Here is a 19,455-nt window from a genome sequence, read left to right as displayed (position 1 = left end):
TCATGAAAAATATAAAACTATTCTTTATAGGTTGTTTCGGGCTATTGATGGCTACTTCGTGTACCGATGTTTCCGAAACCGTATACGATAAGTATCAGGCAGACGACTTTTACGGTACGCCCGAGGGTTCAGATGTGGCTCTGGCAGCAGTTTATGCGCAAGTTGCTGGTAATTGGGGAGGTGTTGGTTATGCTGGTGCCGACAATGGTTGGTACGATTTAAACTCTATGTGTGCCGATGAACAGGTAATTCCGCACCGTAATACTGGCGATTGGCAGTTAGATTTTGCGCGTTTGTACAAGCACCAATGGTTGCCAAGCGATGCCTTGATCACCAATACCTGGAATTGGTTATACAGTGCTATTTATAGTGCAAATCTAGCGGTAGAACAATTGGAAAATGCTGAAGCCGATGAAGCTAAAATAGCAGAAGCAAAAGTGTTAAGAGCATTCTTTTACTATTTGTTGATGGATGATTTTGGAGACGTTCCGTTTTATACTGAAAACAATAGTACGGTAGATCAAATTCCGCAAGCGAGCAGAGAAGAGGTGTACAACTTTGTAGTTTCAGAACTAACGGCAAATGTAGATGCGCTTTCGGGTTCTAAAGGAGGCGAATATTACGGTCGATTCAACCGTTGGGCAGGGTACACGCTTTTAGCCAAAGTGTATTTAAATGCCGAAGTATATACAGGGACATCTCGCTGGGCAGAATGTTTAGCGGCTTGTCAAGTAGTTGATGAAGGCGGATTTTCATTGCATAGCTCAGAAGCTAATGAGGAAAATCCTTTAGGTTCTTCGTACTATGAATTATTTGGAGATGATTTACCGGAAGACGAAACCATTTTAGGAATGTACGCTTCGGTTAATGTTGTTTCCAGAAACATCTACGGAATCAGAAGTTTATACGGTCCGCATGCGCAAGCTGTTTTTGGATATAGTGGTTGGAACGGAACTATTGTGCCAGAAGCATTCTTTTCTAAATATGATGAAAATGATATTCGTAGAAGACAATTTATTTTTGGCGAACAACCAGGGGGTACCAATTATACAACTACAGTTTCTTCTTTAGACGATCCTGGAGCAGCGCCACAAGCTGGAGTTCGTAATTTAAAATTTTACCCAGCGGGAACCATGGACGGCGGTGGAGCTTCCAACGATTTTCCTATCTATCGCTATGCTGATATTGTATTGATGAAAGCCGAATGTTATGCCCGTTTAGGCGATGCAGCCTCCGCAAAACCAATGGTAGATGCTATTAGAACCAGAGCCGGATTAGAGGCGTTGAATGCCAATCCCACCTTAGAAGATATTTATGATGAAAGAGGTTTTGAATTGAATTGGGAAGGACACAGAAGACAAGACATGATTCGTTTTGGAACGTTCTTAGAAGCGAATGATTTTAGAGGAGCTTCTTCAGAATACAGAACGTTGTTTCCTATTCCAACCTCGGCTTTGAATGCCAACTCAAACCTTACACAAAATCCGGGATATTAAAGCAATGATGATGAAAAACAATATTCAAAAAATACTAATGCTGGCAATTCTTGTATTTTCAGGAATGGCTTGCGAAGACGATGCCGAACTTACCATGTTAGCGGCACTTAGTTTTCCTGCAGAAATACAAACTTCGGCAACAGAAATTATACTTTCCGAAGAGAATACGTATGAACCCGTAGTAGCTTTTTCATGGGAAGAAGTTGTCTACCATATTGATGCGCAGGTAACCTACACCTTAGCCATTGATACCGAAGCTGATATTTATGGCGAAACTGCTTGGGATAATGCTCAACGTATTACGGTGGGTGGTGATGTGTTGAGTAAACAATTTAGCGGAAGTGAATTGAATACTATTGCAACCGAGCTTGGTTTACCAGCTGATGTGGCAAGTGAAGTATTTGTGCGTGTAGAAGCGTATATGGATAGATATGTGTATTCCAATCCAATCGCTATTTCGGTAACACCTTTTACGCCGGAAGTATTGGCCGGACAATTGTATGTTCCCGGAGCTTATCAAGGATGGGATCCTGCTTCTGCTGCGGTTTTAAACGAAGTAGAATCGGGAGTGTATCAAGGTTTTGTAACCTTTCCGGAAGAGCTTGGTTTAGAGTTTAAAATTACTCCTGAGCCTAATTGGGATATTTCGTATGGCTATGATGCTAACGGAAATTTCGCCTTGGCAAACGATACAAGCAATCTTTCAGTTCCAGTAGCTGGTTCATATATGCTAACGGTGAATACCAATACCATGACCTTTACGGCAACCGCGTATTCTTGGGGAATTATTGGTCCGGCTACTCCAGACGGTTGGGATGCCGATACCGATATGGTGTACGATTATCAAAACCAACAATGGACATTTTCAGGTGATTTGAATGCCGGAGCATTGAAATTTAGATTGAATAATGAATGGACAATCAACTACGGAACAGAGGATGGAAACAGTGGCGAAATCACAGATGCACTCGTGTATTTAGATAATCCAGGAGCACATACCATTTTAGAACCGGGTACGTATACAGTAACTTTTGTAGTAGACCCAAATGCTCCCGAAACAGCAACCTATTCTGTGATAGCGCAATAAAAAAGAAGACAATGAAGAAACTATTTTTAAATATAATGATGGCCGTTTGTATGGTAAACTTTACCGCTTGCCAGTCAGACGATGATGCCAATACAACAACACAAAATTTTGGATATGAGCAATATGGAGAACCGTTTGCTGCCATGCCTTCCAAAGAAGATGCTATTATTTATCAGGTAAACATTAGAGCATTTAGCGATGAAACCAAGCTGCAAGGTGTTCAGGAAAAATTAGGTCATATCAAAGCTTTAGGAGCTAATGTGGTGTATTTGATGCCTATTTATCCTGTGGGCACGGTGAACTCTGTGAACTCACCTTACGCAGTGAAAAATTACAAAGAAGTGAATCCCGATTTTGGTACCTTAGAAGATTTACGTTCCCTGGTAGACGCTGCTCACGAAATGGGCTTAGCAGTTGTTCTAGACTGGGTTGCCAACCACACTGCGTGGGATAACAATTGGATTACCGAACACCCTGATTGGTATTTACAAGACGAAGAAGGAAACATTATTTCGCCTCCAAATACGGTGTATACTGATGTAGCCCAACTTGATTTTGAAAATGAGGAAATGAAAGCAGGGATGATCGATGCTATGGCGTATTGGTTGTACAATGCCAATGTAGACGGTTTTAGATGTGATTATGCAGATGCTGTTCCAGATACGTTTTGGACACAAGCGATCAATGCATTACGCCCCATCAAAGATCAGGAAATCATCATGTTGGCAGAAGGTAGTGATAGTGCTCATTTTCATGCTGGATTTGATTATATCTTCGGATTCAACTTCTTTTCAAACTTAGAATATGTGTTTGGAGATGGAGAACCGGCAACTACGCTTCAAGATTCCAATGCGACAGAATATGCGCAGGTGTATAACAATGAAGATAGAGTAGTAAGGTATACCACAAACCACGACGTGAACCTTTCAGACGGAACTCCGCTACAACTGTTTGGTGGCAAAGAAGGTTCTATGGTTGCTTTTGTGTTGGCTGCCTATATGAAATCGATTCCGATGATTTACAATGCTCAGGAAATTGGGTACGATCAGCAGATAGATTATTTCAGTGAAAACCCTATCGATTGGTCGAATATTGATTATGACATGTTAGAAGAATACAAAGATATTATTGCTTTCAGGGAAAATACCGAAGCACTAAAAACAGGAAATTACAATGGATATAGTTCCAGCGCTATTTGTGCTTTTACCATGGAAAAAGATGGCAAAATGGTATGGGTTTTAGGAAACGTAACCAATACAGAAACTTCATATGTGGTCCCGACTAATTTGGCAACAGAAACTTGGTCTGATGCATTTACCGGAACTTCCGAAACCATTTCCAATACCATTTCGCTAGCTCCTTATGAGTACAAAGTTTTAGAGAATTAGCAATCATTCCCCCAACATAATTGAAATCTATTTTAAGAATATAACATGAAACACTACAGACAACTTTTGTTAGCAATGCTATTGCTACTCCCTGTGTCTATTTGGGCACAACAAATTACTTCGCCCAATGGCAAGCTTCAATTACAATTTGAGCTAAAAGAAAACGGAAAACCGTATTATGCACTTAATTTTAAGGATAAACCTGTGATAAAATGGAGCGCTTTAGGAATTGTCGCCAAAAATGTGCCTTCTTTTGAAGATGGCTTTGAAATTGCTACAACCGAAGAAAACAAAGTAGATACCACTTGGGAACCGGTTTGGGGCGAGCAAAAAGAAATTCAAAATACATATACCGAATTATTGATAAAATTGATTCAGCCTGAAGTTCAGAACAGAACCATTCAACTTCGTTTTAGATTGTTCAATGACGGATTAGGTTTTCGGTATGAATTTCCGAAACAAGCGAACTTAAACTATTTTGTAATAGAAGAGGAGCATACCGAATTTCGTTTAACAGGTGATCACAAAATTTTCTGGATTCCGGGCGATTATGATACCAACGAATACGCGTATACCACTTCCAAAATATCTGAAATTCCTGAATTGATGGATGAAGCAACCATTCCTATCAATGCGCAAAGTCCTATTGGCCACCCATCGGTACAAACACCTTCCATGATGAAATCTTCAGACGGATTGTACATCAATATTCACGAAGCAGCTTTGATCAATTATCCGGCAATGGGTTTAAATGTAGATGCTGAAAATAAAATATTCAGCACGCATTTAACTCCGGATGCCGTAGGAAATAAAGGATACATTCAAACGGATTTCAACACGCCTTGGAGAACCATTGTTGTGAGTGATGATGCCCGTGATATTTTGGCTTCGAATTTAATTTTGAATTTGAATGAACCTACCAAGTATGAAGATACTTCCTGGATTAAACCAATGAAATACATTGGCGTTTGGTGGGAATATTTTGTAGCCGGAAAAAGTACCTGGGCCTACGCTACCGAAACCAACGTAAAGCTAGAGGATGATTTTACAAAATTGACACCTAACGGAAAACACGGTGCTACCAACGAGCGTGTAAAAGCGTACATCGATTTTGCAGCAGCTCATGGAATGGACGGTATTTTGGTAGAAGGTTGGAACATTGGTTGGGAAGATTGGATTGGCAATTGGAAAGAAAATGTATTCGATTTTGTAACTCCGTATCCTGATTTTGATGTGGAAATGCTTCAAGCGTATGCAAATGCAAAAGGCGTACAATTGATCATGCACCATGAAACTTCTGCTTCGGCCACCAATTATGAAAGAAGATTAGACCGTGCTTTTCAGTTTATGAAAGATCATAACTATCCAGCAGTAAAGACAGGTTATGTTGGGCAAATTATTCCGAGAGGAGAACACCACGATTCGCAATGGATGGTGAACCACTACATTCACGTGGCAGAAAGAGCAGCTGATTACCAAATCATGATCAACAGTCACGAAGCAGTACGCCCAACAGGTTTACACAGAACGTATCCGAACTGGATTGCGCAAGAATCTGCCAGAGGAACCGAGTTTGAAGCCATGGGCGGATTGAATCCAGATCATACTACCATTTTGCCATTTACAAGATTGATGGGTGGGCCAATGGATTTTACACCCGGAATTTTTCAAACCGACTTAAGTTATTACGGAACTGGAAGTACGCAACGTGTAAACACCACGCTTTGCAAGCAATTGGCGTATTATGTAACCATGTACAGTCCGTTGCAAATGGCAGCTGATATTCCGGATAATTATGAGCGTTTTCCAGATGCGTTTCAGTTTATAGAAGACGTTGCTGTAGATTGGGATGATACTTATATTCTGGAAGCAGAACCTGGCGATTATATTACCATTGCCAGAAAAGCAAAAGGAGCAGCAGCATGGTTTGTTGGGGGCATCACCGATGAAAATGAGCGCACGGCAAGCATAGATTTCAGTTTTCTTCCGGAAGGAGAAAAGTTCATCGCCACCGTATATGCCGATGCCAAGGGAGCGAGTTTTGATAAAAATCCGCAAGCTTACAACATTACAAAATATGTGGTGACTAGCAAAAGCAGCTTACAGCAATGGTTAGCCAAAAGTGGAGGCGTAGCCATCAGCATTGAAAAAGCAACTAAAGAGACCGCAAAAGGACTCAAGCGTTTACGATAAACTTTGTGTTTTTTAGCTGTATTCCAGTGATTTTAAAGCCACCTATTTAGTATAAATGGGTGGTTTTTGTTATTAATCAATCAGTAGCAACTTCCGTAAGATCTTTTGGGTATCCACCGTATCTTGCTGCGGAATCAAAAAGAGCTCCAGATCTTCTGCATGCATCAGTTGGTGTTCCTTGCCTACAAATCCATAACCACGATAAAGACCATCCTTAATGAGTACAAAGGCTTCTTCATCTGCATGACGCCCAGGCTTTTTGATCACCTTGTTAAAAGCACTATCATGAATATAGGCAATGGCTTTAAAAACACGTTCATTATAAGCATCCACAGCTTCTTCATCACGGCAGATCCCATGGCAATGCTGTAGTTTAAAGTGAGAACAGGCAGCTATGTTTTCTTGCAGATGGCAATACTTCGGGCACAGTTCAAATTGGTTACACAGTTGTTCCAAAAAGCTTCGGCAGTCATGGATGCTATAGAAAGTAATCAGGGAGCCAGTCGCTTGCTTAAGCGTGTTATACGCCAAATGCTGAATGCCCTTTCGGTCTTCAAAGGTATAAATACCAAAAGCTTTAGGTTTGCGCTTTCCAGCACTGTTATAAATAGGAAAGTGCTGTTTGATAGCGGCGTCTTCCATCAGTAGGGCTACCAACTCGCTACCAGAGAGTTCATAGTCAATAGAGGCCGTTTCCCGGCACAAAGTAAGTTCCTTATCAGATTTATCATAGAAATGACCCAAAACACGCTTCTTAAGGTCTTTGGCTTTCCCCACATAAATAATCTTACCTTTTTTGTTTTTGAAATAATAAATCCCCGGTTGATGCGGAATCTTTTCAAATACCGAACTAGGTAGATGGGAGGGAAGTGTCGCTTCCTTTGAGGTGCGTTTCAGGAAGTCGGCTATTACCCCAGGCCCGTGTTCTTGTTGGTAGAGTTGCTGAAATAACAGCACCGTAGCTTCGGCATCTCCTCGCGCTCTATGCCGATCCGAAATAGGAATACCCACACTCGCGCACAATTTACCAAGGCTATAAGATCGCAATCCCGGAATCAATTTTCTACTTAACCTTATGGTGCATAATTTTCTCCTGTTAAACGTGATACCAAGCGCACTAAATTCCTGACGGATAATATTGTAGTCAAAGTTCACATTGTGAGCTACAAACACACTAGCTTCGGTAATGCGCTGTACGTCATTGGCAATAGCAGCAAAAGTAGGAGCATCGGCTACCATGCCATTATCAATACCAGTCAGTGCCGTAATATAGTCAGGAATATAAGTCTGAGGATTTACTAAAGAAGTAAATTCATCTATGACCACGTCATCTTCCAACTTAAAAATAGAGATTTCTGTGATCTTATTACTCGCTCCAGTGGTTTCAATATCAATAATAGTATACTTCATGTAAACAGCTTCCAAAAAATGTTTCAAGGATTAAAAGACTAAATTTACTATAGATTTTAGTAGTATTCAAACTGGAGAGTATTATCTCGTAGAAATTTAGATTGACATACTTTTGTTACTAGGAAGAAATGATTAAATAAATATTGTAAATTGAAATTTATGATTGGATAGTGAAGGTTCTAATGCTAGAAAAGGAAACTAACCTCAGAAAATATGAATACAAAATAGAAAAAAGAGATGTTCATTTGAGCATCTCTTTTTGATTGGCTAACAACAAATAATTGTTTTTGAATACTATATGTGTGCTATTAATAAATGTGTATACTATGTTACAATTCAAAAACTATTAGATAGCGGTTAACAAGTTTTTACTATAACCACTTTTTAGAAATGGCGCTGTTAATTCTTTAAACTCTTCCTTGGAAATAAATCCCATGTTATAAGCAGCGGCTTCAATAGCACCTATTTTTAATCCTTGTCTTTCTTCAATTACTTGTACAAACTGTGAAGCTTGCATAAGACTATTGAAAGTTCCGGTATCCAACCACGCAGTTCCTCTGTCTAGAATACTCACTGTCAATTTTCCTTTAGCTAAATAGACTTTATTTACATCGGTGATTTCTAGTTCTCCTCTTTTACTTGGTTTTATATTTTTTGCTATTTCAACTACATCATTATCGTAAAAGTAAATTCCTGGTACGGCAAAATTAGATTTGGGTGAAACTGGTTTTTCTTCTATGGAAATTGCTTTGTTATCTTTATCAAATTCCACAACACCATAACGTTCTGGATCGGTTACATGATAGGCATAAATAATTCCTCCATCAGGATCATTATTTGCTTGTAATAATTTGGCTAGTCCGGTTCCGTAGAAAATGTTATCTCCAAGAATAAGAGCTACTTTGTCATCTCCAATAAATTCTTCACCAATAAGAAACGCTTCAGCAAGTCCGTTGGGTTCTGCTTGCACAGCATATTCAAAACGGCAACCATATTTTTCGCCATCTCCTAGAAGTTTTTGAAAAAGTGGTAAATCATGTGGTGTACTTATGATCAAAATTTCTCTAATACCCGATTCTATCAAAGTAGCCAATGGATAATAAATCATTGGTTTGTCATAAACCGGCATTAATTGCTTACTTACGGCTAATGTACAAGGATGTAAACGAGTACCAGATCCTCCTGCTAAAATGATTCCTTTCATACCAGATAATTTTAAATTAAATAAGAGCGTTTGATTTATTATTCACAAATTTTTGAAGGTACCAGTCCACAGTGATCATAATACCAGTTTCAAAATTTTCATCTGCTTTCCAACCCAGCTCATTTTCAAGTTTCGTAGCATCAATGGCATATCTAAAATCATGACCGGCTCTATCTTTTACATAAGCTATTTGTTCAGCATATTTTTTACCATCATTTCTAGGATATTTCTCATCTAGAATCTCACAAATACGTTGCGCGATGTAAAGGTTTGTGCGTTCATTTCTTCCTCCAATGTTATAGGTTTCTCCAGATCTTCCATTTTTATAGGCTAGAGCGATACCTTTACAATGATCCAGTACATAAAGCCAATCTCTTACATTGGTACCATTTCCATAAATAGGAATTTGTTCACCGGAAATAGCTTTTCTTATTATTACCGGTATCAGCTTTTCATTATGTTGTTTTGGTCCGTAATTATTAGAACAATTGGTAGTTACTATATTCATTCCAAAGGTGTGATGATAACTTCTTACAATAAAATCTGAAGAAGCTTTTGATGCGCTGTACGGACTGTTTGGAGCATATGGAGTAGTTTCATGAAACAAACCTTCTTCTCCAAGTGTACCATAAACTTCATCTGTAGAAACATGATGAAATCTACAATCCTTGTACGCTTCTTTATAAATTCCAGGAGCTGCCATCCAAAACTTTTTAGCTACATCTATAAGGTTAAAAGTCCCTAGAATATTTGTTCTCATAAAAGCATCAGGATTTGTAATGCTATTATCTACGTGTGACTCTGCCGCAAAATGAATAATCCCCTTAATATCATACTCATAAAAAAGATCTTCTATCAAAGTTCTATTACAAATGTTTCCTTTGACAAAAATATGACGAGGATGATTTGCTACTTCTTTGATATTTTTTTTACTACCAGCATAGGTTAGTGCATCTAAATTAATGATGGTTACATCGGGATTTTCTGCTAAATAATAGATTACAAAATTAGACCCTATAAAGCCTGCACCTCCGGTAACTAGAATATGACGCATCTTAAATTTATGTTTTAAGGTTTAAATAATTGAAAGCAAAGTAGTTTGAAAAAAAGTATAAAAAGACGAACTCCACTCGACGTGCTTTTTACTGTCGATAATCTGCTTGTTTATATCGATAAACGGAATTTTGAAGCGTATTTTGTATGAAAAGCCACTGTTCTTTTTAAAATAAATTACTTAATTTTAAATCAATTCAATCCTATCATTTTACCATTCATGAAAAAACCAAATAACCTCAAGCCACTAGTCATTGCTGTAGATGATGAGTTGACTAATTTAACGTTGTTATCTTTTATCATTAAGAATATAGAACTTCGTTTTATGGGGATTCAAAAGAGTACGGAAGCTTTAGAACTGATTTTAGAACAGAAACCAAATCTAATACTTCTTGATGTTGGAATGCCGGAAATAGATGGTTTTGAATTGTGTAAACTGATAAAACAAGAAGAAGAATTAAAAGAGATTCCTATCATTTTTGTTACCGGAAACCAGCGCGTAGAAGATAAAATTAAAGGTCTTGAGATTGGGGGAGTAGACTATGTGACCAAACCATTTAACAAATATGAATTAAGAGCCCGAATTTTAACTCATCTAGAACTCGTAGAAGCGAAAGCTCAAATAAAGGATCAGGCAATACAGCTGGCTCAAGACAATGAAGTTTTAAATAGAATGTTTTCTATCATTGGTCATGATCTTCGCTCTCCGCTGAGTGCCATTAAAATGCAATTAGACTTTATTATTCGTGGTTATATAGATATTCATGAACCCGATTTTATGGAGAAAGTAATCTACAACCTTTCTTCAACTTCTGATGAAGCCTTTAATTTACTAGATAATTTATTAGGTTGGGCAAAGTCAGAAAGTGGTGTTTTGAATATTATTAAAGAAGAAGTAGATTTAGTTACAATTGTAAAGCAAACAGTGAGACTTCAAAAAATGGCTTTTGACAATAAAGATATTGAAATAGAGTTAGATATGCCGTCCAAAGCTTGTGTTTTTGCTGATTTTAATACTATTAAAACTGTTTTTGTAAACCTAGTTCATAATGCTATTAAATTTACTCCAATAGAGGGAAAAATTACTATTAAAATTAGTGATGTAAGCGATACTTGGAGCGTGGCAATTTGTGACACTGGTGTAGGTATGACACCAGAACAACTAGAAAAAGTGAAAGATGAAACCATTCATTTCTCGGAAAGAGGTACCGAAAATGAATCAGGAACTGGTTTGGGACTTATTCTTTGTCAGGATTTTATCAGAAAAAATGGAAGTAAACTCATTATAGAGAGTACACCAGGAGAGGGAAGTACATTCTCTTATGCGCTGCCAAAAATTAATTGTCAAGAATAACCGTTTCGTTATTCCCTCGCTTAGCTCTTTCCCAATTTACTGATTGATTTCCTTTTAAATATCTACCAAAACCTAGGTACACAGAAAGATTCATAATGAAAAAGTAATAAGGGATAAACAAAACTTTTAATCGAATGGATCTAGTTTCTAAAAACCAACCAAGCAAAGCAGCTGCATAAAATAATATTTGCCCTAAAAGTAATAGAGAATAAATATTCAAAGTGAACAACCCTTCGTTAAAAGCCAGCACTGCATTAAGTGGAATAATGACACTCAGCAGAAGTGGGGTTAATGTCCAGCGTAAAACACGATGAGAAACATATTGAAAAGATAAAGTTCCGTATTTAAAAATATTTAGAAGAGCTCTTAATCGCACTACAGATTGAATTCCACCTGCTGAAATTCTAATCTTTCGCTTTAATTCTTCTTTTACGTTTGCTGAAGCAGTTTCTATGGCGTAAGCGTTGGGATTGTATTGAATAGTGTAACCAGCCATGGCTACACGCAAAGAGATTACAAAATCGTCCAGTAACGTATCTTTTTCTACTTCTTGCCAAAGATCGGTTCTAATGGCAAATAACTCTCCTGCAGCGCCAACCACAGAGTATAATTCGGCATCCCATTTTTTAAGTTGAGATTCATATTTCCAGTACATTCCCTCTCCGGCGCCGGCAGCGTTATCTGCTTCTTTTGCATAAATTCTTTTCTCTCCAGAAACACATCCTACTTTAGGATTGCTAAACAACCGAACAATTTCTTTAATGGAATTTTTACCAAGATTGGTATTTGCATCTGAAAAAATAACAATCGGAGTTTTTACAAATTCCATCCCTCTGTTCATGGCAGCAATTTTTCCATTTCTAGCATCCTCGTGATACACATCGATATCATCATAAGATCTTAAAATATCTGGAGTTCCATCATCAGAACCATCAGTAACCCAAACATATTTCACCTTGTGTGGATTGTAATCTAAACTTTTTGAATTGGCTATTTTGGCAGCTACAAAATCCTTCTCGTTATAGGCACTTACAAAAAGTGTTACTTCTGGTTCATACTCTTCTTGTTGATTTTCAGTATTGGAAAAACCAAGCATTCTTCTAATTTTTATAATGATGAATAACACAATTCCATACCCTAAATAAGAATAGAAGATTACGAATAGTGAAAACCAAAAAAGTATTTTTATAGCCGTCATAGTCGATTAGTTTTTAACACGTTCCCATTGTTGCGTGTCGTGGTTAAATTGTTTGATAACTTTTGCAGGATTCCCAACTGCAATAGAAAAAGGAGGAATATCTTTGGTAACTACGCTTCCTGCACCAACTTGGCATCTTTTGCCAATGGTCACACCCGCTAAAACAACAGAGTTGGCACCAATGTGTGCGTCTTCTTCAATTACCGTAGGTCTAATGTCTAACGCTTGTTCTGATGAGTTTTTACCTCCATCTGCGTAGCCGTGATTAAAACCAGAAACAAATACATGTTGTCCTAATCCAGAGCCGCTTCCCATGGTAACCGGACCAATAACCACGCTACCAATTCCCACGCGAACTCTATCGCCAATTAATACAGCTCCAGAGCCATTATTTACTGTACAAAACGATTCGATTGTGGTTAATTCCCCAACTTCAAATCGGTTCCAAGGAAAGACATCTATTCTAGAATTTCTTCTAATTGTTGCTCCTTTTCCTTTTTTATGTTTGAGAGGATTCAAAAACCATTTTACCCACAAACGCGGTCTAGGATTACGTTTTGGCGCAATCATCCATAATGCAAATGCTTTGGTTTTTGGGTTTGATTTTATTTTACTTACGATTCCCATTTGTTTCTAGTAATTGTTCAATAATGTTATTGAATTCTTTAGCTTTTGCATCCCACGAATTTTGAGCAGCAAAGGCAATTCGTTTGGCAATTTTATCTTTTGAATCTTGTTCTATCTCATTTTGTAGTGCTGTCGCAAAATTTTCTGAAGAGCCGGCCACACTAATCATACCTTCAAAATCTTTCAACTCAGCAAAAGGCGTCATCACCACTGGAACGCCTACCGCCATGTATTCATTAATCTTTAGCGGATATATGTTTTTGTTAATTTCGTTCACTAAATATGGGATAATACCAACATCATAACTCGCCAGTAACCCGGGAACTTCATTAGGTTTTACAGCTCCAAAAAATTGTACGTTCTCAAAAACTTCCAATCGTTTTTTGATTTCCTCATTTCGAAGATTTCCTGTAAAATGAAATTCATAATTAGGCAATTGTTGTATTACCTTTTCCATGGTTTCAATGTCAAAACGATGATCTAAACTGCCAATGTATCCAACAATTTTCTTTGATTTTTGATGAACATCTTTTTTAGCTTCCTTCACAAAGCTTTCAAAATCCACTCCGTTTTTCACTACAAAACTATTGGGGTTCCATTTTTTCTTTTCAGAATTTATGAAATCCGAAGTCGTTATAATAGCATCACATTTTTTTGAAAATTGCTCGTCGATACCAAAAATTCTTGGACCATGCCTGCGTGTTCCAATTCCGTCATAGCAATAATAAATATTCAGCTTTTGGTTCAGTTTTCCAATCATAGACAAACCATAAAACGGATTGTAAGCACTAATGACTATAGGATCTTTTACAGCTAACTTTTTAAAAACTTTTCGAAGCCTTTTTTGATAAAGTTGAATATTTCGCTGAAAGAAAAACTGAAAAATAGCATCATTTTTTATGAAATCAACAGGCAAAACTGGAGGCACTACCAAATGATAAATTTCGGTATTTTCAGTTGTTTTAATTTTTTCTAGGGATGGTTCAAGATTCAACATTCGTTTTACAGGCGCATGCTGTTTTTTACGAAATGTATTTAGCATATCTTTTATCGTAAATGGATATTCCACAAAAATAACACGATGATTTTTGGCCAAACGCGACATTAATTGCACTGTAGATTTGGTATATTCTCCAAACCAAGTGGTGTTTGCAATGCACACTATGTCTTGTCTTTCTTTCATGTTATTGAATTTCTTGATAGACTTCTTTATAAATAGTCAAAACCTTTTCGGCCATGTTTTTCCAAGAGAAATCCTTTGCTCTTTCTATTCCTTTTTCTGATAGGATTTTCACCAAAGCTGTATCTTCTACAATTTGTTGCATAGCCTTGGTAATTTCTTGTGAATTAAAAGGATTTACAATTAAAGCTGCACCTGTGTCTCCTGCAACTTCTGGCATGGAAGCCGTGTTTGAAGTAATCACTGGAACACCACAAGCCATTCCTTCTAAAATAGGAATACCAAAACTTTCTCTTAGGGATGGATATAAAAAACCTTTTGCCTGACTAATAATCGCAGGTAAATCGGTATTTTGAACATATCCTGTTAAGTGAATTAAATTACGAATTTCTGAAGCATTGATCTCTTGCAATAGCTTGCTTAGAACGGCTTCATCATAATCTAACATTACTATTTTATATTGAGTTGGATAGATTTTATTGAAATCTGCAAAAGCCTTCAAAACTCCTTTGGTATTCTTCTTTGGATCTGTATTTCCTAAGAAAAAAAAGAACTTATCCGGTAGATTATATTGTTGTTTAATTTGTTGTAATTTGTTGGTATCAGTAATTTTTTTGAAGTGAGCACCCACACCATTATAAACCGCTACTAATTGATTTTCTTCTAGTTTGAAAAAATCTTGAATACGTTTCTTTTCATATTCTGAAACGGTAATTACTCGCTTACTTTTTTTGATCACTGAAGGAACAATATAGCGGCGGTACATGTTTCCTAGCTTTTGATACCAAGTTCCATCTTTTTTCAAAATACTTACGCTTTCCATGTAAATAATATCATGAAGCGTTGTAATCAATGGCACATTGGAGCTTAATGGCCCAGTATTGCTGGTAACATGTAGTATATCGCAACCTTCTTTTTCAGCTGCTCTAGGTAAAGCAACTTGTTCCCAACCTGGATATCCAAACTTTGAAGGCAATTCCACTATTTTAAAGTTTGGTGCAGCAGGAATGCAGGAATTATCTTCATCGGTTTTTACAAAAATCACATACTGGTTTTCCTGATCAATCTTTTGAAGATTTTTAATCAGTTCCAAAGCAACCATGTCCATCCCATGTTTCTTGTTGCGGTAAAGTCTTTGTCCTTCAATTCCAATGGTCATTTGGGTAGTGATTTGGTTAGCTTTCTATTTTTCCGTGTTGTGTATGAATGAATTTTTTGTTGGCTCCTTTCAGTTTAAAAAGCGATAAGAACATGACAAAAAATGCTTTTGGTAAAGTGATTACGGCTTTTAAAGTTGCCTTGTTATAGAATTTCTTCGGAATAGCTAAAGCAAATGCCAAAACAGTAAGCGTAAATACGCCATACCAAAGAACAGGTGGAACATATGAAAATACGGAACTAAAAATAATATCGGCCATTACATAAATCCCTGTAATTAAGCTCACAATTCCAAGTAATAAAATACGTGGAGGCGTGATCATTTGATAGACTTTATCAAAAAAGTCTATGTTGCCACGAAGAAATAATTCTTTTAATCCACTCATAATATATCTACGAAAATAAACGAATTGAGCTGAAAGCCATCGTTTACGTTGATTTTCAAAAACCTCTGCTTTTTGCACTTTTTCATCTAGAACAATAGCGTCATGGATATATTCAATTTGATTTTTTTCTTTCAGAAGTTTTAGTTCTAATTCTTTATCAAATCCGCCTACGGCATTCACATTGGCCATTGTTGATTTAAAGAAATGATAGTCAAACGCCATTCCAGAACCAATCAATGCAGATGATAAACCTAGTGTTCTGTGACCTTTTCTAAAAATAGAGTTATTTACTTCTTCACTAATGGCATCTAGAATCGCAAAATTGGTATTTACATTTTTTGCTGCGCGATGACCTTGAACCACTTTAAAACCTTGATCGAATGCTTTGTTGATCTTGGTAATAAAATCGTTTTCCATAATGTTATCGGCATCTAAAATTAGAGCAACATCGTAGTCATCACCTATAACTTCCATCGCTTTGTTTAGCGCTTTGGATTTGGTGCTTTTTTCAAAAGAAACTTCCACAAGTTTTATGGGAAGTGCTCTTAGCTTTTCTAATGTTTGTGGTAAAAAAGAATCTGCAATCACCACTACATCAAAATCATTTTTAGAATAGGTTTGTTGAAGTGCCTTTTCAGCCACTTCAACAATTACACTATCTTCTTTGTATCCTGGAATAAGGACAGCAAATTTTCTTGTAACACTTTCTTTATAGGCCTTTTTCGATCTTGAAAAAATAGCTGCAAAAGAGAATATAAAAATATAGACACTTGCGAATCCAAAATAAACAAGCAATGTATATTCTATGACCTTAGCTAAAATTTTTAGTATCTCCATATCTATATTTTTAGGTAATCATTAATCTTTATACCATTCCAACTCTTGTTCACCACCAGAATTTGCCCAAGTTTTGAATTTAGGATAGGCTGTTGTAATTGGAGTTTTTTCTGTTGGAGGCGTGAAATCATAATAGATGTTCAATCCCCATGGAAGGTTTTTATCAGTTTTATAATATCTATCATGAACTTCATCGCTATAATCATCTTCAGTACTCAAATAACCAGCTTTGCTTGTAGGTAAATGGTCTGGTAAATGTACTTCTCTTGAGCGATCTCCATTAGAAATCAAAAATGTATTGAAAGGAACCTCTCCCAAAGCATCTAGTTCTTGTGGAGTGCTAAAATTAACCGTTACCGTAATGGTTTCTCCAGTTTCATTAATAGCATTACCACACACAATAATCACGGTTTCATTTGATAAAGTACCCGATTCAGTGCCATTGGCGTTCGTAACTTCGTAACCACCATTTAATACTTGGCCTGAAACATCTGAAATACTAGAAGGATCTATAGGTAATACAAAAGCAAAACCATTATGGAAAGCTCCTCCTATATGTTCAATTGTGTAGCTTGCATTTATTTGTGTAACCAAATTATCACCATTGGAAACCAAGTTAAAGTTATAATCAACCACTAAGTCATTAAAATCATAATCTCCTTGACTTGGCCAAAGATCTTCGTAAGCCAAAGTTCCAGAATTTTGAGCTGATGGATAATAGGTGTTGAACGCTTTATTAATATCATAAGGAAATTCATCTAAAGCATCATTAATTCCGTCTCCATCAGAATCATTGGCGGCATCTAATACGGCTACATTATTGGTAGAAATAGCGGTTACAGGATTTGATTTAACATAAAACACTGCATCGTTAAAATCTTCATCAGAACTTCCATCTCTATTCAAATCTTCAAAACCTAAGATATTTAAATTTCTGGCTTGGTCATATAAAAGTACCATGTGCTGTCTTTTCTCATCGGTACTTTCGGGGTTAAAATCAGGATTTGCGTAAAATCTTTGGCTCCATGTTCTTACTCCATAACCACTCCATCCATTTGCTACTAAAAACCAGCTAATAACTGTATTTGCTGGAAATTGGCCCAAGTGAACTCTATTTCCTGGGGTTAAACTTCCACCGGAGTATTGCATGGATGCATTTGGGAAAGCAACATAGTGTAATTCTACATCGTCTATAGAGGCAGGAGGATTTCCTGCTGGGTAAGTATAAAATCCTAGTGAATTTCTATATCCTGCTCCTTCTGCCACAAATGTAAGCCATACATCTGCAGTTTGCGTAATAAGAATCTCGGTTTCTTTACCTGATAAAAACTCAGGGTGTGTTGTAGGGATTCCTCCTGCATTTTCTGGTAAAGAATTATTAATGTCATCTAGTAAAAGTTGATCTATGGTTTCTGAACTTTCCATAGTAGTAGGCAAGCCATTACCATCAAACGTGCTCAAGTAGCTGAACGTCAAATTTGCATTACGTTGGGCTTCTGAGCCTGTATCTTCAACCGGTTCTCCGGCTACTTGCTCTTGATATAAATCGTTATAATCAAAACTTAGAACATCCGAATTAACTCCCAAACGTATGTCTTGCGTTAAACCAACGTAATCTGAATAGATTAAAACACTGTCAATAGCGCTGCTAACCATCAAATTTTTAGTGAAATTACCATTGTTAAAAGTGGCTTTACCTAAATATACGCTATCACGATTTTCTATTTTACTATACAATTTGAAAGTTGCGTTTTCTAAAAAATCCGGAACAGAAAGATCTAATTGAATTTGTTTCGAAGTTTCATAATTAAAATCATCTGCAACATTCATTCCTTGCATTGGACCGTCTTGTACTAAGTTTTTGGTCGCCTCGTCTACTGGATCTAAATCCTTTTCATTTACACAGCTCATCGCAGTGATGGCCAAAAGACCGATTAAGGGTTTAAAAAATGTTTTCATAATTAGATAAATAGGTTTATTGATGTATGATATGATAATGGGTCAAATTCCAGAATATCGCATTCCAAAATGCTTTTAAATGTTGATACTCACGTCTGAGTATGTATTTCAAGGTGTTTTTTGGAATGGATATGAAAAATTGAAATAACAAGCTCACAAATAAGTGAACCGGTTTAAAGTTCCTACGCGCATAAACCAATCGGTTTCTCGCTATATAATATGTCTTTAAAGGACTAAATTTTCCTGTTGAGACTGATTCTTTATGTAGAATGAAAGCTTTTGGCTGATAGTAAATCTTATAACCAGCTTTTTTGATCATTGCTGCCCAATCGTGCTCTTCATAGTACAAAAAGTAAATTTCTGTCATCATGCCAACTTTTTCTACTACCGATTTTGGAACCATCATGGCTGCACCATGAATAGATTCAGTTTCTCCCGGAGTATCAAAAGTTCCGTCATCTTTTGAATGGTAGCCAATACTATGATTTCTAATAGTCCAGTGACTCATAGGTGTATAACCAGCATATTGAATCAAACTATCATCCCAGTGAAATTTGATTTTAGGACTTACCATTCCTATGGATGCATCATTTAACAACGTTTCTACCAATGGCTCAATGAAATTTTCTGGAACAATGGTATCGTTATTAATGAAAAGGTAATAATCTCCTTTTGCTGCTTTAATCCCAAGATTATTGCCTCCTGCAAAACCAAGATTTTCAGTACTTTCAATTAAAGTGATTTCAGGATACTGCTCTTTTAATACTTTTGGATTATCATTTGGAGATGCGTTATCAACTACAATAATTTCTACATTTGAGTACGAAATATTACGCAAGGATGCTAATAAATCTAACGTAACTGCAGATTCGTTATAATTAATCGTAATAATAGAAACTAATGGAGTAGTTGTTTTCATCACTCG

15 protein-coding genes are annotated in these 19,455 nt (G+C 36.8%); 5 read left to right on the top strand and 10 right to left on the bottom strand.

The genetic code is table 11. The annotated features are described in order from the left end of the window. Positions 1 to 2: 2 nt before the first annotated feature. Genes BM383_RS08070 through BM383_RS08055 form a run of 4 tightly spaced genes read left to right on the top strand, consistent with a single transcriptional unit; the run spans position 3 to position 6,164 of the window. Entirely contained in the window at positions 3 to 1,496 is a 1,494-nt protein-coding gene (locus BM383_RS08070) for a RagB/SusD family nutrient uptake outer membrane protein (RefSeq protein ID WP_093024616.1), read from the top strand. 37 nt (positions 1,497 to 1,533) lie between these two features. Next, positions 1,534 to 2,583: a SusE domain-containing protein gene (locus BM383_RS08065; protein ID WP_177229087.1), complete on the top strand. Its 1,050-nt coding sequence runs from the start codon at positions 1,534 to 1,536 to the stop codon at positions 2,581 to 2,583. A gap of 11 nt (positions 2,584 to 2,594) precedes the next feature. Beyond that, positions 2,595 to 3,971 (top strand): alpha-amylase family glycosyl hydrolase, encoded by a 1,377-nt coding sequence (locus tag BM383_RS08060; RefSeq protein ID WP_245766552.1) that lies wholly within the window; start codon positions 2,595 to 2,597, stop codon positions 3,969 to 3,971. Between the two features lie 45 nt (positions 3,972 to 4,016). Beyond that, positions 4,017 to 6,164 carry a glycoside hydrolase family 97 protein gene (locus BM383_RS08055; RefSeq protein WP_093024613.1) on the top strand — a complete coding sequence of 716 codons (2,148 nt, stop codon included), beginning with the start codon at positions 4,017 to 4,019 and terminating at the stop codon, positions 6,162 to 6,164. A 72-nt stretch (positions 6,165 to 6,236) separates the two neighbouring features. On the opposite strand, the gene BM383_RS08050 is transcribed toward BM383_RS08055, so the two are convergent. From BM383_RS08050 to rfbB, 3 genes are all read right to left on the bottom strand, one after another. Continuing rightward, the gene (locus tag BM383_RS08050; protein ID WP_093024612.1) at positions 6,237 to 7,574 is read right to left on the bottom strand and encodes an exonuclease domain-containing protein; all 1,338 of its coding nucleotides are present in this window, start codon (positions 7,572 to 7,574) and stop codon (positions 6,237 to 6,239) included. A 346-nt stretch (positions 7,575 to 7,920) separates the two neighbouring features. Beyond that, positions 7,921 to 8,778, bottom strand: a complete 858-nt coding sequence (gene rfbA, locus BM383_RS08045; RefSeq protein WP_093024611.1) for a glucose-1-phosphate thymidylyltransferase RfbA — start codon at positions 8,776 to 8,778, stop codon at positions 7,921 to 7,923. A 16-nt stretch (positions 8,779 to 8,794) separates the two neighbouring features. Beyond that, positions 8,795 to 9,832: a dTDP-glucose 4,6-dehydratase gene (gene rfbB / locus BM383_RS08040; RefSeq protein WP_093024610.1), complete on the bottom strand. Its 1,038-nt coding sequence runs from the start codon at positions 9,830 to 9,832 to the stop codon at positions 8,795 to 8,797. Between the two features lie 219 nt (positions 9,833 to 10,051). Between rfbB and BM383_RS08035 the strand changes: the two genes are divergently transcribed. Continuing rightward, positions 10,052 to 11,185 (top strand): hybrid sensor histidine kinase/response regulator, encoded by a 1,134-nt coding sequence (locus tag BM383_RS08035; RefSeq protein ID WP_093024609.1) that lies wholly within the window; start codon positions 10,052 to 10,054, stop codon positions 11,183 to 11,185. On the opposite strand, the gene BM383_RS08030 is transcribed toward BM383_RS08035, so the two are convergent. Genes BM383_RS08030 through BM383_RS08000 form a run of 7 tightly spaced genes read right to left on the bottom strand, consistent with a single transcriptional unit; the run spans position 11,169 to position 19,449 of the window. Continuing rightward, on the bottom strand, positions 11,169 to 12,383 hold the full coding sequence (locus tag BM383_RS08030) for a glycosyltransferase family 2 protein (protein ID WP_093024608.1): 1,215 nt from the start codon (positions 12,381 to 12,383) through the stop codon (positions 11,169 to 11,171). The two genes, BM383_RS08035 and BM383_RS08030, sit on opposite strands and share 17 nt — an antisense overlap. 6 nt (positions 12,384 to 12,389) lie before the next feature. Beyond that, positions 12,390 to 13,010 carry an acyltransferase gene (locus BM383_RS08025; RefSeq protein ID WP_093024607.1) on the bottom strand — a complete coding sequence of 207 codons (621 nt, stop codon included), beginning with the start codon at positions 13,008 to 13,010 and terminating at the stop codon, positions 12,390 to 12,392. Further along, positions 12,994 to 14,193 (bottom strand): glycosyltransferase, encoded by a 1,200-nt coding sequence (locus tag BM383_RS08020; RefSeq protein ID WP_093024606.1) that lies wholly within the window; start codon positions 14,191 to 14,193, stop codon positions 12,994 to 12,996. The genes BM383_RS08025 and BM383_RS08020 overlap by 17 nt, the downstream gene beginning before the upstream one ends. Position 14,194: 1 nt before the next feature. Next, positions 14,195 to 15,349: a glycosyltransferase family 4 protein gene (locus BM383_RS08015; protein ID WP_093024605.1), complete on the bottom strand. Its 1,155-nt coding sequence runs from the start codon at positions 15,347 to 15,349 to the stop codon at positions 14,195 to 14,197. A gap of 16 nt (positions 15,350 to 15,365) precedes the next feature. Beyond that, positions 15,366 to 16,571: a glycosyltransferase family 2 protein gene (locus BM383_RS08010; RefSeq protein ID WP_093024604.1), complete on the bottom strand. Its 1,206-nt coding sequence runs from the start codon at positions 16,569 to 16,571 to the stop codon at positions 15,366 to 15,368. A gap of 21 nt (positions 16,572 to 16,592) precedes the next feature. Further along, positions 16,593 to 18,530: an LruC domain-containing protein gene (locus BM383_RS08005; protein ID WP_093024603.1), complete on the bottom strand. Its 1,938-nt coding sequence runs from the start codon at positions 18,528 to 18,530 to the stop codon at positions 16,593 to 16,595. 16 nt (positions 18,531 to 18,546) lie between these two features. After that, positions 18,547 to 19,449, bottom strand: a complete 903-nt coding sequence (locus tag BM383_RS08000; protein ID WP_093024602.1) for a glycosyltransferase family 2 protein — start codon at positions 19,447 to 19,449, stop codon at positions 18,547 to 18,549. Positions 19,450 to 19,455 lie beyond the last annotated feature (6 nt).

Source organism: Pustulibacterium marinum (assembly GCF_900116665.1).
Taxonomy (GTDB): domain Bacteria; phylum Bacteroidota; class Bacteroidia; order Flavobacteriales; family Flavobacteriaceae; genus Pustulibacterium; species Pustulibacterium marinum.
Note: the sequence above shows the minus strand (reverse complement) of the source record. Positions and strands in the feature narration are given on the sequence as shown.

Coding starts and splice junctions, on each gene's coding strand:
- rfbB (WP_093024610.1), bottom strand. CDS start 9,832: ATGCGTCATATTCTAGTTACCGGAGGTGCAGGCTTTATAGGGTCTAAT.
- BM383_RS08055 (WP_093024613.1), top strand. CDS start 4,017: ATGAAACACTACAGACAACTTTTGTTAGCAATGCTATTGCTACTCCCT.
- BM383_RS08005 (WP_093024603.1), bottom strand. CDS start 18,530: ATGAAAACATTTTTTAAACCCTTAATCGGTCTTTTGGCCATCACTGCG.
- BM383_RS08060 (WP_245766552.1), top strand. CDS start 2,595: ATGAAGAAACTATTTTTAAATATAATGATGGCCGTTTGTATGGTAAAC.
- BM383_RS08010 (WP_093024604.1), bottom strand. CDS start 16,571: ATGGAGATACTAAAAATTTTAGCTAAGGTCATAGAATATACATTGCTT.
- BM383_RS08020 (WP_093024606.1), bottom strand. CDS start 14,193: ATGAAAGAAAGACAAGACATAGTGTGCATTGCAAACACCACTTGGTTT.
- BM383_RS08065 (WP_177229087.1), top strand. CDS start 1,534: ATGCTGGCAATTCTTGTATTTTCAGGAATGGCTTGCGAAGACGATGCC.
- BM383_RS08070 (WP_093024616.1), top strand. CDS start 3: ATGAAAAATATAAAACTATTCTTTATAGGTTGTTTCGGGCTATTGATG.
- BM383_RS08035 (WP_093024609.1), top strand. CDS start 10,052: ATGAAAAAACCAAATAACCTCAAGCCACTAGTCATTGCTGTAGATGAT.
- BM383_RS08015 (WP_093024605.1), bottom strand. CDS start 15,349: ATGACCATTGGAATTGAAGGACAAAGACTTTACCGCAACAAGAAACAT.
- BM383_RS08030 (WP_093024608.1), bottom strand. CDS start 12,383: ATGACGGCTATAAAAATACTTTTTTGGTTTTCACTATTCGTAATCTTC.
- BM383_RS08025 (WP_093024607.1), bottom strand. CDS start 13,010: ATGGGAATCGTAAGTAAAATAAAATCAAACCCAAAAACCAAAGCATTT.
- BM383_RS08000 (WP_093024602.1), bottom strand. CDS start 19,449: ATGAAAACAACTACTCCATTAGTTTCTATTATTACGATTAATTATAAC.
- rfbA (WP_093024611.1), bottom strand. CDS start 8,778: ATGAAAGGAATCATTTTAGCAGGAGGATCTGGTACTCGTTTACATCCT.
- BM383_RS08050 (WP_093024612.1), bottom strand. CDS start 7,574: ATGAAGTATACTATTATTGATATTGAAACCACTGGAGCGAGTAATAAG.